General features: G+C 35.7%; 13 protein-coding genes. 11 read left to right on the top strand and 2 right to left on the bottom strand.

Annotation, left to right across the window (positions count from 1 at the left end; all coding sequences use genetic code 11):
• Positions 1–11 precede the first annotated feature (11 nt).
• The 5 genes from EXIGUO8A_RS15700 (at position 12) to galK (ending at position 7,197) form a co-directional block, all read left to right on the top strand.
• Positions 12–968, top strand: coding sequence for a septum formation inhibitor Maf (locus tag EXIGUO8A_RS15700; protein ID WP_159303883.1), 957 nt, complete (start codon positions 12–14; stop codon positions 966–968).
• Between the two features lie 3 nt (positions 969–971).
• On the top strand, positions 972–1,550 hold the full coding sequence (locus EXIGUO8A_RS15695; protein ID WP_159303882.1) for a mechanosensitive ion channel domain-containing protein: 579 nt from the start codon (positions 972–974) through the stop codon (positions 1,548–1,550).
• Between the two features lie 82 nt (positions 1,551–1,632).
• Entirely contained in the window at positions 1,633–4,164 is a 2,532-nt protein-coding gene (locus EXIGUO8A_RS15690; protein ID WP_159303881.1) for a PIG-L family deacetylase, read from the top strand.
• Positions 4,165–4,275: 111 nt separating this feature from the next.
• A complete protein-coding gene (locus EXIGUO8A_RS15685; protein ID WP_116768880.1) occupies positions 4,276–6,012 on the top strand; it encodes a sodium:solute symporter in 1,737 nt (578 codons plus the stop codon).
• Positions 6,013–6,039: 27 nt separating this feature from the next.
• Positions 6,040–7,197 (top strand): galactokinase, encoded by a 1,158-nt coding sequence (gene galK / locus EXIGUO8A_RS15680; RefSeq protein ID WP_159303880.1) that lies wholly within the window; start codon positions 6,040–6,042, stop codon positions 7,195–7,197.
• A 71-nt stretch (positions 7,198–7,268) separates the two neighbouring features.
• Here galK and EXIGUO8A_RS15675 read toward each other — a convergent pair whose 3' ends face one another.
• Positions 7,269–8,114, bottom strand: a complete 846-nt coding sequence (locus EXIGUO8A_RS15675) for a DUF2911 domain-containing protein (RefSeq protein WP_159303879.1) — start codon at positions 8,112–8,114, stop codon at positions 7,269–7,271.
• Between the two features lie 88 nt (positions 8,115–8,202).
• Positions 8,203–9,399 (bottom strand): hypothetical protein, encoded by a 1,197-nt coding sequence (locus tag EXIGUO8A_RS15670; RefSeq protein ID WP_159303878.1) that lies wholly within the window; start codon positions 9,397–9,399, stop codon positions 8,203–8,205.
• Between the two features lie 168 nt (positions 9,400–9,567).
• Between EXIGUO8A_RS15670 and EXIGUO8A_RS15665 the strand changes: the two genes are divergently transcribed.
• The 6 genes from EXIGUO8A_RS15665 (at position 9,568) to EXIGUO8A_RS15640 (ending at position 15,145) form a co-directional block, all read left to right on the top strand.
• On the top strand, positions 9,568–10,065 hold the full coding sequence (locus EXIGUO8A_RS15665; RefSeq protein WP_159303877.1) for an SRPBCC family protein: 498 nt from the start codon (positions 9,568–9,570) through the stop codon (positions 10,063–10,065).
• Entirely contained in the window at positions 10,066–10,752 is a 687-nt protein-coding gene (locus EXIGUO8A_RS15660) for an SDR family NAD(P)-dependent oxidoreductase (RefSeq protein ID WP_159303876.1), read from the top strand. It begins immediately after the preceding gene.
• Positions 10,753–12,063: a cryptochrome/photolyase family protein gene (locus EXIGUO8A_RS15655; RefSeq protein WP_159303875.1), complete on the top strand. Its 1,311-nt coding sequence runs from the start codon at positions 10,753–10,755 to the stop codon at positions 12,061–12,063.
• 111 nt (positions 12,064–12,174) lie between these two features.
• Positions 12,175–13,602 (top strand): amidohydrolase, encoded by a 1,428-nt coding sequence (locus EXIGUO8A_RS15650; RefSeq protein ID WP_159303874.1) that lies wholly within the window; start codon positions 12,175–12,177, stop codon positions 13,600–13,602.
• An 81-nt stretch (positions 13,603–13,683) separates the two neighbouring features.
• On the top strand, positions 13,684–14,127 hold the full coding sequence (locus EXIGUO8A_RS15645; protein WP_159303873.1) for a VOC family protein: 444 nt from the start codon (positions 13,684–13,686) through the stop codon (positions 14,125–14,127).
• A 19-nt stretch (positions 14,128–14,146) separates the two neighbouring features.
• Positions 14,147–15,145 carry a pirin family protein gene (locus EXIGUO8A_RS15640; protein WP_159303872.1) on the top strand — a complete coding sequence of 333 codons (999 nt, stop codon included), beginning with the start codon at positions 14,147–14,149 and terminating at the stop codon, positions 15,143–15,145.
• Positions 15,146–15,213 lie beyond the last annotated feature (68 nt).

Genomic DNA, 15,213 nt, shown 5'->3' with positions numbered 1-15,213 from the left:
AAACTATCGTCATGAAAAGTATACGACTATTAAATCTAAAAACATCAGTTAACAACATGCTCGGAATTCTTTTAATTTTTTCAAGTTGCAAAGAAACACCGGAAAACAATAGCGATACATTAGCCATGGCAACTACCATAAAAAATGTAGAATTACCAAAAAAACAACTATCGGAAGAATTTAAAGAATATTGGTACAATGGCACGGCAGAAATCACCTCTTATACACTAGAACAGGCTAGATATGGTGAAATTAGAAAAGGTAGTGCCGTAATGATTTATGTTACCGAACCTTTTTTACCAAAACAACAGGTTAAGGCCGATAACGATCATAAAAGTAATATTCCGGTATTAAAATTGAATTCCACAAAAAACTACATCACGGGTATTTACCCCTACTCTATCATGACCAGTACTTTTTATCCCGTTCATGACAATCAGCATGCTATAAAGCTTTCTTTTTCTTCACAAGAATGGTGCGGGCATGTCTATGCGCAGTTAAATAATAGAGATGATTTTGAAGTTACGAGTCATTCTTATTTCGAATCGGAAGGTGATCAAGAATACCACTTGGAAAAAGCTGTTCTTGAAAATGAAATATGGAATAAAATAAGAATTTCTCCAAACGAATTGCCAACAGGAGAAATTCACATGATTCCTTCGTTAGAATATATTAGGTTAAGTCACAAAGAGCTAAAAGCCTATAAAGCAATAACGACATTAACCAAAGCTGAAAGTATAAGCACATACTCAATTAACTATCCTGAATTAGAACGTACACTGAACATCAATTTTGGAAACGAATTTCCATATCTCATAGAGAGCTGGACAGATACTTTTAATGACGGATTTGGTGATAACAAAAAAGTGCTAACCTCAAAAGCAACAAGAATTAACAGGATTACAACACCCTATTGGCAACAAAAATCGAATAAGGATTTATCTTTGCGCGATAGTTTAGGGTTATAGTATATGAAAGCGTTTATCAATGAGCATTACAATGAACTTATTTATAGTCTCATTGTCTTTATAGTTATCTTAATATTAAAATTCCTTTTCACTACAGCAGTAAGAAAGGTCAGTAAAATCAGTGATTTTAATCCTGTAAGAACCAACTTGATCATTAAATTCATCAACATTGGTCTAACAATTATAACCATTGTGGCACTTACCTTGGTTTGGAGTGTAAACTACCAAGATTTAGGTGTAATGCTCTCTTCTGTTTTTGCGGTTATTGGTGTAGCGCTTTTTGCACAATGGTCCATTTTAAGTAATATTACCGCAGGTGTTATCATCTTTTTCTCATTCCCATTTAAAATCGGGAATACCATTCGAATTTTAGATAAGGAATTACTTGACCCTGACAATAGTGATTTAGACAAATTTGTAATAGAGGACATTAGGGCTTTTCACCTTCATTTACGAAGAAGCAATGGCGAAATTCTTACTTATCCAAATAACTTGGTTTTACAAAAAGGCGTCATATTAATATCCACATATCAACAAGGTGAATTTATCAGTACCGAAGAAGAGGAAGAGCAAACCATGTGATTTTGTTAAAGAAGTTGTAAAAACAAGTACGCGTAGGGGCTAATCTTATTATATTTGGAATTACTACCAAAACCAACTTAAAATGCGATATCTATTAGGGTTTATAGCCTGTAGTCTTTTTGCACTCGGCACACTAAACGCCCAAACCCCTAAGATCAATTCGTCTACAGACATATACCACGCAATTGAAAAGCTTAATTTTCTTGGCACTGCACTTTACATAGCTGCTCACCCAGATGATGAAAACACACGTTTAATTGCCTACTTGGCCAACAATGTTAAGGCAAGAACAGCTTATTTGTCTTTGACCAGAGGAGATGGAGGGCAAAATCTAATAGGTCCGGAGTTACGCGAGCTTTTAGGAGTTTTAAGAACTCAAGAATTACTGGCTGCGAGAAGAGTTGATGGAGGTCAGCAGTTTTTTAGCCGCGCCAACGATTTTGGATATTCAAAGCAACCTACTGAAACTCTAGAAATATGGGATAAGGAAGCCATTCTTGGCGATGTGGTAAGAACCATTCGAAAGTTTAAACCAGATGTTATTATCAACAGGTTTGATCATAGAACTCCAGGTACAACCCATGGGCATCACACCGCATCGGCTATGTTAAGCTATGAAGCCTTTGATCTTGCCAATGATGAAAGTGCTTACCCTGAGCAACTTGAAGCTACCAAAACATGGCAACCAAAAAGATTGTTCTTTAATACATCATGGTGGTTTTATGGAAGTCAGGAAAAATTTAAGGCTGCCGATAAAACTAATCTTTTACATATGGACGTTGGCACCTACTACCCCATGTTAGGAATGTCGAATAATGAAATTGCCTCATTGGCAAGCAGCCAACATCTATGCCAAGGGTTTGGCAGACTAAGCACAAGAGGTACTGAAGATGAATACATTGAATTGTTAAAAGGTGATTTACCAAAAAACAAATCGAACCTTTTTGATGGTATTGATACCACTTGGAAAAGGGTTGATGGCGGTAAGGCGATTGGGGATATTCTTTACAACGTACAAGAAAATTTTAATTTCAAAGACCCTACCATTCACATACCTGCTTTACTTAAAGCATATAACTTAATACAAAGTTTATCTAACGACCATTGGAAAAATATTAAAACGGAAGAGCTAACTTCTATAATTTTTGCCATCTCAGGATTGCATTTAGAAGCATCGACAGAAACTGCATACACCAACCCTGGGGAAGAAGTTGAAGTTCAGGTGCAAGCATTGAATAGAAGTAATTTAAACATCAAGTTAAAATCGGTTTTTTTAAATACTCAAAAAGTAGCCATTGAAAACGAAGCTTTAACCAATAACAATCTTATAACTAAAAAGGTTGACCTGGCTATTCCCGCATCAACGAACTACACTAGCCCGTATTGGTTAATGGAAAAAGGAACTTTAGGCACCTATAAGGTCACCAATGAAGATTTAATTGGCAAACCCGAAACACCAAGAGCCTTTAATGCCAAATTTTTACTTGACATCAATGGTACAACCATACCTATTACCACTCCTGTAGTTTATAAATATGCCAAACCAGATAAGGGTGAAATTTACCACCCTTTTGAAGTTGTGCCAGAAGCTACAGCGAGCTTTACCGATAAGGTTTTAATTTTCGCCGATGCCAATAAGAAAAAAATTCCGGTAACCATAAAAGCACACCAAGACAATATTTCTGGTACCATAGAATTAAAATATGGTAAAGACTGGAAGGTAGATGCCAATAAGCAAAACTTTTCTATAGCCAAAAAAGGTGATGAACAAACAGTTTATTTCACGTTGAGTCCGCCTTCTACCGAAAGCGAAAGTATCATCTCCCCTATTCTAAGTATAAACGGAAAGGAAATCACCAAAGAACTGGCAACCATTGCTTACGACCATGTGCCTACCCAGACTGTTTTACTTCCGTCGGAGGCAAAAGTTGTTCGCTTAAACATTCAAAAAGCCGGTGAAAACATTGGTTACATTATGGGAGCAGGTGATGAAGTACCTACCAGTTTAGAACAGATCGGATACAATGTACAACTAATTGACCCAGCATCAATTACTGCAGAATCATTAAAAAAATACGACGCCGTCGTACTTGGCATAAGAGCATATAATGTTGTAGATGAACTGAAGTTTAAACAGCGTTTTATATTAGATTATGCTAAAAATGGTGGTACGGTAATTGTGCAATATAATACAGCTAGTAGATGGGGTGCACAATTTGAAAATATTGCTCCATATGATATAGAAATTTCAAGAGATAGGGTAACCAATGAAAATTCTGAGGTTAACATAATAGCAAAAGATCATTCTTTGGTACATTTTCCTAATGAAATCGATGAAAACGATTTTAATGGTTGGGTACAGGAAAGAGGTCTATATTTTCCCGATAAATGGAGTCAAGAATTTACACCTATTCTTGAAATGCATGATGAGGGCGAAGATGCCTCAAAAGGCAGCTTATTAATTGCCCCATATGGTAAAGGAAACTATATTTATACGGGACTCAGCTTTTTCAGGGAATTACCTGTAGGTGTACCAGGAGCATATAAATTATTTTCTAATATGTTATCTATTGGCAAGGATAAAGTAGAAACAAACGTGAAAATTAAAGGATGAACAAAGAACGAGATGAAAATGCTACTTGGAAAAAAGAGTATACCATTTTATTGGTACTCAATTTTATTTATGTTCTTGTTTTCTATTACGTAATGACATCATTCAATTAATATGAGAGAATTAGATTGGATAATTCTCGCCGGCACACTACTCTTTATAGTTATATATGGAGTTTGGAAAACCAAAGGAAGTAAAAACGTCGACGACTATGTTCGTGGTGGTAATGATTCCAAATGGTGGACCATAGGTTTATCCGTTATGGCGACACAAGCGAGTGCCATAACGTTCTTATCAACACCAGGTCAAGCTTTTCACGATGGTATGGGCTTTGTTCAGTTCTATTTTGGACTCCCATTAGCTATGATAATCATTTGTATGGTATTTGTACCTCTTTACCATAAAATGAAAGTTTACACGGCCTATGAATTTTTAGAAGGTAGGTTCGATTTAAAAACGAGGTCGTTGGCTGCCGTTCTATTTCTTATTCAAAGAGGTTTAGCAGCAGGTATTACCATATTCGCACCTTCTATTATATTATCGGCGGTTTTAGGTTGGGATTTAAGGACCTTGAATATAATTATTGGAACCCTCGTTATCATCTACACAGTATCTGGTGGAACCAATGCAGTCAGTGTTACCCAAAAACAACAGATGTTCATAATCATGACGGGGATGTTCATCACTTTCTTTTTTATTCTTGGCTACCTACCTACCGATATTACATTTAGTAAAGCAATGAAAATTGCAGGTGCCAGCAATAAACTTGAAATATTGAATTTTGATTTTGACACCTCTAGTCGATATACATTTTGGAGCGGTATTACCGGCGGGCTATTTCTATTTCTTGCGTATTTTGGTACAGATCAGAGTCAGGTGCAAAGATACCTATCGGGTAAATCGATTAGGGAAAGTCAGTTAGGTCTAGTTTTCAACGCCATCTTTAAAATACCGATGCAATTCTTCATATTATTGGTTGGTGTAATGGTGTTCGTATTTTATCAATACAATCCTTCACCACTTAACTTTAACCCTTCTGCAACACAAGCGGTTATGGAATCTGAATATGCAGATGACTATAAAGTGTTACAAGAAGGTCAAATAGCATTAGAGGCAGAAAAAAGAATCGCACAAAACAAGTTTTCTGCGGCATTGGAAATAAAGGAATATACTGCTGTTGAAGAAGCAAAAAAACAGATTATACGCATAAACCAAAAGGACAGTACTAATAGAGTGGCTGCTAAATCACTTATTAGTCAAGCCAACGATGTGGTTGAAACCAATGATAAAGATTATGTATTCATCCACTTCATACTCAACAACCTTCCAACTGGTTTGGTCGGGCTTCTTTTGGCAGTCATTTTATCTGCTGCCATGTCATCGACAGCGTCTGAACTTAATGCATTGGGAACTATCACCGCATTAGATTTATATAAACGAAATAAGGGCGATACCAACCTTACCGAAGAACATTATGTTAAAGCCTCTAAATTCTTCACCCTAATTTGGGGCGTGATTGCCATTCTAATTGCATGCGTCGCCAATCTTTTTGATAATTTAATTCAGCTTGTTAATATTATTGGTAGTATTTTTTATGGTAATGTTTTAGGGATATTCTTAATCGCATTCTTTTTTAAGTTTATCAAAGGAAATGCTGTATTCTTTGCTGCGGTAGTAACACAGGTTATCGTTTGCATTATATACTACTATCTCATACATATTTACCCTTCGGGTCAAGAAAAACTTGGGTACTTATGGCTTAACTTTTTCGGTGCCGCTTTGGTTATAATAATTTCATTTATATTTGAAGCCTTTGACCGTATGCTGAACAAGCCATTGGCATCTACCTAAGAATTATAGATTTTAATAAAACACTTAATGGTACATAAGAAAGTTGCGTCTTACTTTGAAGAGAATTACAGTAAAAATCACATTCTTATCAAAGCTCCAGGACGAATCAATTTAATCGGTGAGCATACTGATTACAATGAAGGTCTTGTACTACCCGCATCAATTGAAAAAGGAATATACTTTGCCGTTTCCGATAATGATCAAAATAGCATTCGCATTGAAACATTTTTGACTCAGCCAGAAAAAGTGGAATTCCAACTTAATGGAGCGCACAAACCGTTCGATTCCTTTTGGGGAAATTATTTTAAAGCAATAATTGAAATTTTAGATTCAAAGAACTACCCATTAAAAGGTATGGACTGTGTATTTGGTGGTGATATACCTATTGGATCAGGTCTTTCTTCCTCCGCTGCCCTATGTTGCGGATTTATCTATGCCATTACTCAAATTTCAAAACAAAAAATTACTAGAGAAGAAATAGCTTTAATTGCCCAAGAAGCTGAACACAAAATTGGTCTTAATTGTGGATTAATGGACCAGTATGCAGTTCTATTTGGCAAAAAAGGAAATGCCTTTTTTTTAGATTGTAAAGACCTTAGTCATAAATACATTCCTATTAACCTAAAAGGTTATAGTTGGGTTTTAATCAACTCTAATATAAAACATAATTTAGCCGTTGATTCTGAATATAATAAAAGGCGTGTTTCTTGTGAGAACATTGTTAAGCAAGTACAAGAATACAAATCACAAATTACATCGTTAAGAGAGGTTGACAAAGATGATTTAAAAAAGGTAAAAGAAAAGGTCAATTTAATTGATATACAACGTGCAACCTATATTATAGAAGAAAATGAACGTGTACTTAAAATGATGCAAATGCTGACCAATGGAGATGCTGTAGGTGTTGGCAAGGTATTAAAAGAAGGCCATTGGGCAATGTCCACTCAATATGAAATTACTACTAGCGAATTGGATTACCTAGTACAGATAGGAGAAGAACTTGAAGGAGTTTTAGGCTCTAGAATGATGGGTGGCGGATTTGGTGGTTGCACAATAAACTTAATGGAAACAGAAAATTTAGAATCAAACATAAGATCTCTTTTACAATCTTATAAAGAAAAGACCAATATCGATGCTGAATTCTACCATTTGGATATTGATGATGGCGTTAAGGTTTTTGAATAACACTCAGTGTTAAACCATAAAAAAAGTCCGTGTAATAACACGGACTTTTTAATTCTATAGAATGAATCAATTTACTTAGAACTCCATTCTTTTATTGAATCGTTGTTCATTTTAATGTAATCATTGTTTCCGGCAGCTGTAGCTCCTTCCAATGATTTTTTAGCAGCTGCGATCGCTCCTTTTTTATCGCCCGCTTTTGCTAAAATTAAAGACTGTTGTCTTAATTGCCAAAATGCCGGTTTTTCGGTCATGGATATTGCTTTGTCCATCCACTCTTTGGCTTTATTGATATCTTTTCCTTCACTGGAGTAGTATACTGCCGCTGCGTAATAATCTTCAGCAGACGGTCCGTTTAAGGCTTTGTCTATATTACTCATTACGGTAGCATCGGTAGGAACTGAAAATGGAATTGCCACATAGGTGTTTTCCCATATAATGCCAATATTTGCTCCTGTACTGGTGACATCATCAATAGTTATGGTAAAAGTTTCAACTGGCATTTCAATATTATAGACCGGTGTCGTTATTTGAGCGGCAATTTTACTTTCCTCCCAATTACTAGGTGTTCCACCACCAACAATATCTGTGTAGATATACACTTCCCAGTTAGAAGCTCCGGGTTTTGAGAAAATAGAATAAGTACCAGCTTTAACTTCTTTACCGCCAATGGTAACGTCAGTATCAAAAGAAACTTTAGTATATGCATTAGCACCTGTACGCCATAATTTATCAAAAGGAACAAGGTTACCATAAACTTTTCTACCTCTCATAGATGGTCTTGAATAGTCAATAGTTACCTCTGTTAAACCTACAGTCTGCATTAATTTTGCAGCAGGGCTAGGTGCTGGTGTATTAATCTGTGCTTCAACGGTTAATGAAGCTACAATTGCCAATAAAAAAAGTACTACTTTGTTCATAATTGTTTATCTGATTAGTTATAATCACAAAACTACTTATAAAGAAAGGGTAGAAATGTTAACAAATACTTAAATAGCAAGTGGAGCCCTAAAAAACTGCAAATGAAGTGGCAATGACCCCATCTTCGAGAAAAATAGCCAAATAGTATATGGAAGATTCCAAATGATGTGCAATAATACCTTTTCTCTCCACATTTTCAGAGTTTTTATAAACCTCTTTTCCCGTAACATCATAGATAACCTGACCGTAAACAGCCTTGTCTGTAGTAATGGAATAATAGTAACGATCAGAAGAATTATCCCTATAAATAATTAGTTTTTCATTTTCATCATCGTTTTCGGGTAACTCGGGCTCTTCAGGATTTTCTGGCTCTTCTGGCTCCTCTGGAATTTCTGGCTCAACCGGCTCTTCCTCTTCAATTTCGGGTACTTGAAATGAAAACAGCCCTGAGGGAGATACTATAGTTGGGGTTTGCCTTGAATAGTATTCAGAAGAAAAAAAATACTGCCCCGATATGGTTTGTGTAATTCCTTCTGCTTGAACAAAATTGAGCCCAAGAGAATGTTCGGTATATCCTTCGAAAGGAATAATTAAATTAAAATCTTCTATTATACCGACAAAGGGACTTAAAATTGAAGAATACCCCAAGAATATTAACCTGTTAGAATCTATATCATATGTAGCATCAGTAATTAGCCCGACGTCGTCTATAGCTCCTACCCTACTTGCGATATAGGTACCCGGAACTTTAGGAAATTGATATGCCACCGAGCCAAGACTTTGCCATTGTTTAGTGAAAACAAGTATGCCATCATTTAATACTACAAAAGCCTCTGCATCCCAATCACTATTACCGTTGTTACTAAAGTCTACTTGATCTTCATATGAAAAATTAATAATTTCAGCTGTTACGGAATCTGAAGCGGTGTAGTCGGCTTTGGAAATTCTGTATACGGCCAAATCCATTCTTGTACCTACATTATTCCCAAAATCGCCTATATAAATGTAATTCTGATCTTGTGAGATGGCTTCCCAGTCAATATTGGTAACGTTACTAATTGTCACCTGTCTTTGTATAGATAAAGACAAAGTATCCAATTCATAAAGTATAGGCTCATTACCAGAGTCATTGTGAGTAATCAAATTACCGTTGAAATATATAAGTCCCGATGTTTCAAATATTTCATTAGGTAATTCCCCCACGGTTTGTACATTTTGCTGAGCTAAACCTTTAGCGCCGCAAATGACCATTATTAGAAGTAAAAATTGATTTAAAACCTTCATGGTTACAAAATAAGTCAGAATAATGTTAACCGCTTGTTTTTAAGTGACCTAAATTCAATTTTATCGATAAAGTTAATTTTTAAACCGATAAGAAAGCTAATTTCAATTTGTTTAATTATTTTTACATAATGTTAAACAAACATTTTTGTTTGACTATTAAATACCTTTATGAAACTATATCAACTACATTCTAAACAAGCCTTACCAATTTCAAAACTTGAAGCATGGCAATTTTTATCCGACCCAGCCAACTTAAAAGTTATTACACCAAAACATATGGGTTTCAATATTATATCGGGAGCCGATAGAGATATGTTTCCCGGTCAAATTATTCAATATAAAGTTTCTCCTTTTCCTGGATATACTACAAAATGGGTCACTGAAATCACACATATAGAACAGGGAAATTACTTTGTTGATGAACAAAGATTTGGACCTTATGCATTATGGCATCACAAACATTTCATTAAAGAAATTAATGAAGGCGTAGAAATGGAAGACATCATTGATTATAAATTACCAATGGGTGTTCTAGGGCAAATGGTACACCCCATCTTAGTAAAAAATCAATTAAAGGAAATATTCCATTTTCGCGAACAAAAATTAAAAGAATTATTCGGCTCTATAGAAACGATTCCGAATCAACTTGAATTTAAATCTTTTTAAATGAAAAATATATTATTAATAGGAGGTTCCTACGGTATTGGGCAATCGATTGTTGAGGAACTTAAAGAAACACATAAGCTATTCGTAGCTTCAAGAACAAGCGAAAATCTACAACAGAACATTACTCACATTCCTTTCGATGTTACCGTAGATGAACTTGACTTGTCTACACTACCAGAAAAATTAGACGGATTTGTATATTGCCCCGGCAGCATCAATTTGAAACCTTTTAAGATGATGTCTTTAGAAACGATGAAAGATGATATGCATCTTAATTTCTTTTCTTTGGTAAATGTTATTAAAGGTATTATCTCAAAAATGAACGACAAATCAAGTATAGTCTTTTTTAGTACTATTGCTGTTGGTACCGGTATGCCATACCACACCAGTGTTGCCGCTTCAAAAGGAGCAATTGAAGGTTTTGCAAAATCTTTGGCAGCCGAGTATGCACCTAAGATTAGAGTAAACGTTGTGGCTCCTTCATTGGTAGATACACCTTTAGCAAAAAGACTTTTAAATAATGATAAAAAAAGGGAAGCCATGAACCAAAGACATCCTTTAAATAGAATAGGAAATGCAGAAGACATTGCCCAAACTGCGATATTTCTATTGAGTGATAAAAGCTCTTGGATGTCAGGTCAAATTATTGGAGTAGATGGCGGACTATCAACCTTAAACGTTCATTAAATGGCACAAGAAGTATCTGTATTTTGGTTCAGAAGAGATTTAAGGCTTGATGATAATGTTGGTTTTTTAGAAGCGCTTAAAAGTGATGTTCCTGTACTACCTATTTTTATTTTTGATAAAGAAATACTCTCAAAACTACCAAAAGATGATGCAAGGGTTTCTTTTATACATGATACCTTGCAAGCCATGCGCAAGCAGCTACAAGATGACCATGAAAGTTCTTTAGCTGTTTATCATGACACCCCACTAGAAGCATTTAAAAATATAATTAAAGATTATAAGGTAGTTTCTGTCTTTACCAATAGAGATTATGAACCATATGCCAAGGAAAGGGATGAGAAAATATCTAATTTTCTTAAGAAGAATGATATTCAATTTATAACATTTAAAGATCAGGTAATTTTCGAAAAATCTGAAATAGTAAAGGGTGATGGCGACCCTTATGTTGTTTATACGCCTTATAAGAATAAGTGGCAAGAACAGTTTAATGAAAATAAAGATTTACATATTCATTACACAAGTCAGTATTTATCAAATCTTATTAAAAATTCAAGACTGCCCAATGTATCATTACATGATATCGGTTTTGAAATATCTAAGATTAAAGTTCCAGATTATGATGTAACACCAACCCTTATCGATAATTATGAAGACACCAGAAACTTCCCCGCTAAAGATAACGGAACATCTCGATTAGGACCTCATTTACGTTTTGGTACGGTATCGGTTCGTAAAATGATGAAAAAGGCAATTGCAGAGAAGAACAAAGTATTTTGGAGCGAATTAATTTGGAGAGAGTTTTTCATGTCCATTCTTTACCATTTCCCACATACGGTGAACAAATCTTTTAGGGCTAAGTACGATCGAATAGAATGGCGTAACAACGAAGAAGAATTCGAAAAATGGAAAAACGGCAAAACAGGGTATTTGTTAGTTGATGCAGGTATGCGCCAACTAAATGAAACCGGCTATATGCATAACAGGGTAAGAATGCTGGTAGCTAGTTTTCTATGCAAACATTTATTGATAGACTGGCGCTGGGGAGAAGCCTATTTCGCTGAGAAATTATTAGATTATGAAATGAGCTCAAATATTGGTAATTGGCAATGGGCAGCAGGTAGTGGCGTTGATGCTGCTCCTTATTTTAGAATTTTCAATCCAATGACACAGGTTGATAAATTTGATAAAAACAAGAAATACATAAAAGAGTGGATCCATGAATACGGTACAACAGATTACCCAGAAAAAATGGTAGATCATAAAATGGCCAGAGAGCGCTGTTTAGAAACCTATAAAGAAGCGGTCGCTTAATTACGATTTTCATAATTTTTTATCGTACATAAATTCAAAAGAAGGAATTAGATTAAAGTTGAGTATCTTTAAAAGGACTAATCAAAACAACTACTTAAACTAATTCTAAAAATGAAAAAAACATTTCTAATGGCGCTCTGTCTATGCATGAGCGCATCGGTTTTTGCCCAAAAAATGAGCAAGGACAAAAATTTAATTGTTGCTTCTGTTGAAAAACATAAAGCAGAATTAATAAAAATCAGTGATTCTATTTGGGCACTTGCCGAAACTGCTTTCAACGAAAGCGAATCTTCACGAATTTTAGCTGACTATGCAGAAAAGAACGGTTTAAAAGTAACCAGAGGTGTAGCCGATATACCTACTGCTTTTACCGCGACTTACGGGTCTGGTAGTCCAGTAATCAGTATTTTAGGCGAGTTTGATGCACTACCTGGCATTTCACAAAAGACTACACCGGTAAAAGAACCCTTAAAAGAAGGTGCTGCTGGGCATGGCTGTGGGCATAACATGTTCGGCACCGCAAGTTTAGGATCTGCAATTGCCATAAAGGAATTAATGGATGCAGGAAAAATAAAAGGAACAGTTAAGTTTTTAGGAACACCTGCCGAAGAAAAATACTTTGCAAAAGTTTGGATGGTGAAAGCAGGACTTTGGGACGACGTAGATGTGAATATAAGCTGGCACCCATCTGCACAGATTGAAGCAGATGTTCAAAGCGGCCTTTCTTTAATCGATTTTATTGTAGAGTTCTACGGACAAACCGCACACGCTTCTATGGATCCATGGAACGGACGAAGTGCTTCTGATGCATTAGAACTTTATACCACAGGTATAAACTATTACAGAGAGCATATATTACCCACTTCAAGAATACACTATCACATACAAGATGGAGGTCAGGTAGTAAATGTAGTACCTGATTATGCCAAATTATGGGTACGTGTTAGAGATCCTAAAAGAGCAAAAATGCTTCCAACTTATGAGCGCGTAAAAGAAATGGCCGAAGGTGCCGCGATTATGGCAAATGTAGACTATAAGATTTCTTTGGTTTCCGGAATTTACGAAACACTGGTAAACCGTTCTGGAGGAGAAATCATGCAGAATAATTTAGAGCTTTTGGGACCTATTACATACACTGAAGAAGAAACCATATTTGGAAAAGCAATTCAAAAAGCAACGGGTAAACCAGAAGTCGGCCTTGATGGCACTGTACACCCATTACGTGAAACCCTTGAGAGTCCTGGTGGTGGTTCTACAGATGTTGGCGATGTTAGTTGGAACGTACCGAATATTAACTTAGGCGTATCGGTAGCACCAACTGGAACTCCATGGCATTCTTGGGCCGTGGTAGCATGTGGAGGAATGTCTATTGGTCATAAAGGAATGATTCACGCATCAAAAGCAATGGCTATGACCATGTTAGATCTGTTTCAAAACCCTAAACTGGTCAATAAAGTAAAAGAAGAGTTTAAAACTAGAAAAGGAGACGAGGTCTACGAACCAATGATAGATGGTCCACCACCATTAAATGGTCAATAAGTCTACAATAAAAGAAGCTATCTTAACAGATAGCTTCTTTTATTTTTAAGTAAATTGAACCAAACTTAAACAACAAAAACAATGAAAAAATTTACCGTAATTCTACTGGTACTTTACAGCTCTATTATCTCTGCCCAGTCATTTGATTTTAATTACGACCACTACTCCGTCATAGTAAAAGACCTCGATAAAGTTGGTTCTTTCTACAAAAATGTATTAAACCTAAAAGAAATTCCTCATCCATCTGCTCCAACCGGTTTTAAGTGGTTTGTAATTCAAGGAAATTCTCAATTACATTTAATAGGAAAAGACAGCGTTGCCATGCAGCATAGCAAAAGTGTTCATTTATGTCTGGCTACTCAAAAATTAGATGAATTAATAGCTTCCTTAGAAGAAAAAGATATTACATATTACGACTGGCCAGGTAAAGAAAACTCGGTAACCTTAAGAGCGGATGGTGTTAGACAGATTTATTTAAAAGATCCAGAAAACAATTGGATTGAAATTAATAATGCAGCACATTGAAAAGATAAAAAGCGATATCATGAAAAATGAAATTAAAAGCATATTTAAGCTGGGCTTTCCTTGGCAAACACAAGATCCTTTTTTGTTCTGTGTTTACCACTTGGATCATTATCCAAAAGGGAATGGTGAATTAGGTCCCGATGACTCATTGAAAGGTAGAAACTTAGGAAACGATTTTCAGATAAAAGATGGTTATAGAATGTACCATGGTACAACCGTACCAGGTTTTCCGGCTCATCCACATCGCGGATTTGAAACCATCACTGTTGTAAACAAAGGGTTTTGTGATCATTCGGATTCACTTGGCGCCGCAGGACGTTTTGGTGAAGGCGATGTACAATGGATGACTGCAGGTAGTGGGGTTCAACATTCAGAAATGTTCCCTTTATTACATACCGACAAGGAAAATACACTTGAGCTTTTTCAAATATGGTTGAATTTACCCGCTAAAAGTAAATTTGTAGACCCACACTTTAAAATGCTGTGGCATGAAGAAATTCCTGTTATAAACTTAAAAAATGCTAGAATAAAAGTAATTGCCGGTGAATTCAACAGTGAAAAAGCACCAGACCCGGCACCAGATTCTTGGGCAATTGACAAGGATAACGATGTTGCAATTTGGAACATTACTATTGATGAAAATGGAACAATTACACTACCTAAAGCTGAGATAAATTCTCATAGAACAATATATTTCTATGACGGTAACACTATTGAACTATTAGGGGAGTCGGTAAAACCAAACCATGGCGTAGATATAGATCCCTCTAAGGAGGTTGAAATAAAAGCTATTGGTGCAAATGCCCATATTTTAGTTTTACAAGGAAAACCTATAGGAGAGCCAGTAGCAAAATACGGTCCGTTTGTAATGAATTCCGATGAAGAATTACAAAATGCAATGAATGAATTTAAAACTACCCAATTTGGAGGTTGGCCATGGAGACACCCAGATCATACCCATGATGCCACCCGAGGTAGATTTGCCAAATATCCTGATGGTACTTTAATTGAAAAATAACACAACATATCTATAAAATAAAAACTCCATAAAAGGTTAAACCTAATTATGGAGTTTTTTATATCTAA

It is taken from the genome of Maribacter litoralis (assembly GCF_902506355.1).
Lineage (GTDB): Bacteria > Bacteroidota > Bacteroidia > Flavobacteriales > Flavobacteriaceae > Maribacter > Maribacter litoralis.
Note: the sequence above shows the minus strand (reverse complement) of the source record. Positions and strands in the feature narration are given on the sequence as shown.

Excerpts from the sequence above, each read along its gene's own strand:
- EXIGUO8A_RS15700 (WP_159303883.1), top strand. The coding sequence starts at position 12 with ATGAAAAGTATACGACTATTAAATCTAAAAACATCAGTTAACAACATG.
- EXIGUO8A_RS15695 (WP_159303882.1), top strand. The coding sequence starts at position 972 with ATGAAAGCGTTTATCAATGAGCATTACAATGAACTTATTTATAGTCTC.
- EXIGUO8A_RS15690 (WP_159303881.1), top strand. The coding sequence starts at position 1,633 with ATGCGATATCTATTAGGGTTTATAGCCTGTAGTCTTTTTGCACTCGGC.
- EXIGUO8A_RS15685 (WP_116768880.1), top strand. The coding sequence starts at position 4,276 with ATGAGAGAATTAGATTGGATAATTCTCGCCGGCACACTACTCTTTATA.
- galK (WP_159303880.1), top strand. The coding sequence starts at position 6,040 with ATGGTACATAAGAAAGTTGCGTCTTACTTTGAAGAGAATTACAGTAAA.
- EXIGUO8A_RS15675 (WP_159303879.1), bottom strand. The coding sequence starts at position 8,114 with ATGAACAAAGTAGTACTTTTTTTATTGGCAATTGTAGCTTCATTAACC.
- EXIGUO8A_RS15670 (WP_159303878.1), bottom strand. The coding sequence starts at position 9,399 with ATGAAGGTTTTAAATCAATTTTTACTTCTAATAATGGTCATTTGCGGC.
- EXIGUO8A_RS15665 (WP_159303877.1), top strand. The coding sequence starts at position 9,568 with ATGAAACTATATCAACTACATTCTAAACAAGCCTTACCAATTTCAAAA.
- EXIGUO8A_RS15660 (WP_159303876.1), top strand. The coding sequence starts at position 10,066 with ATGAAAAATATATTATTAATAGGAGGTTCCTACGGTATTGGGCAATCG.
- EXIGUO8A_RS15655 (WP_159303875.1), top strand. The coding sequence starts at position 10,753 with ATGGCACAAGAAGTATCTGTATTTTGGTTCAGAAGAGATTTAAGGCTT.
- EXIGUO8A_RS15650 (WP_159303874.1), top strand. The coding sequence starts at position 12,175 with ATGAAAAAAACATTTCTAATGGCGCTCTGTCTATGCATGAGCGCATCG.
- EXIGUO8A_RS15645 (WP_159303873.1), top strand. The coding sequence starts at position 13,684 with ATGAAAAAATTTACCGTAATTCTACTGGTACTTTACAGCTCTATTATC.
- EXIGUO8A_RS15640 (WP_159303872.1), top strand. The coding sequence starts at position 14,147 with ATGAAAAATGAAATTAAAAGCATATTTAAGCTGGGCTTTCCTTGGCAA.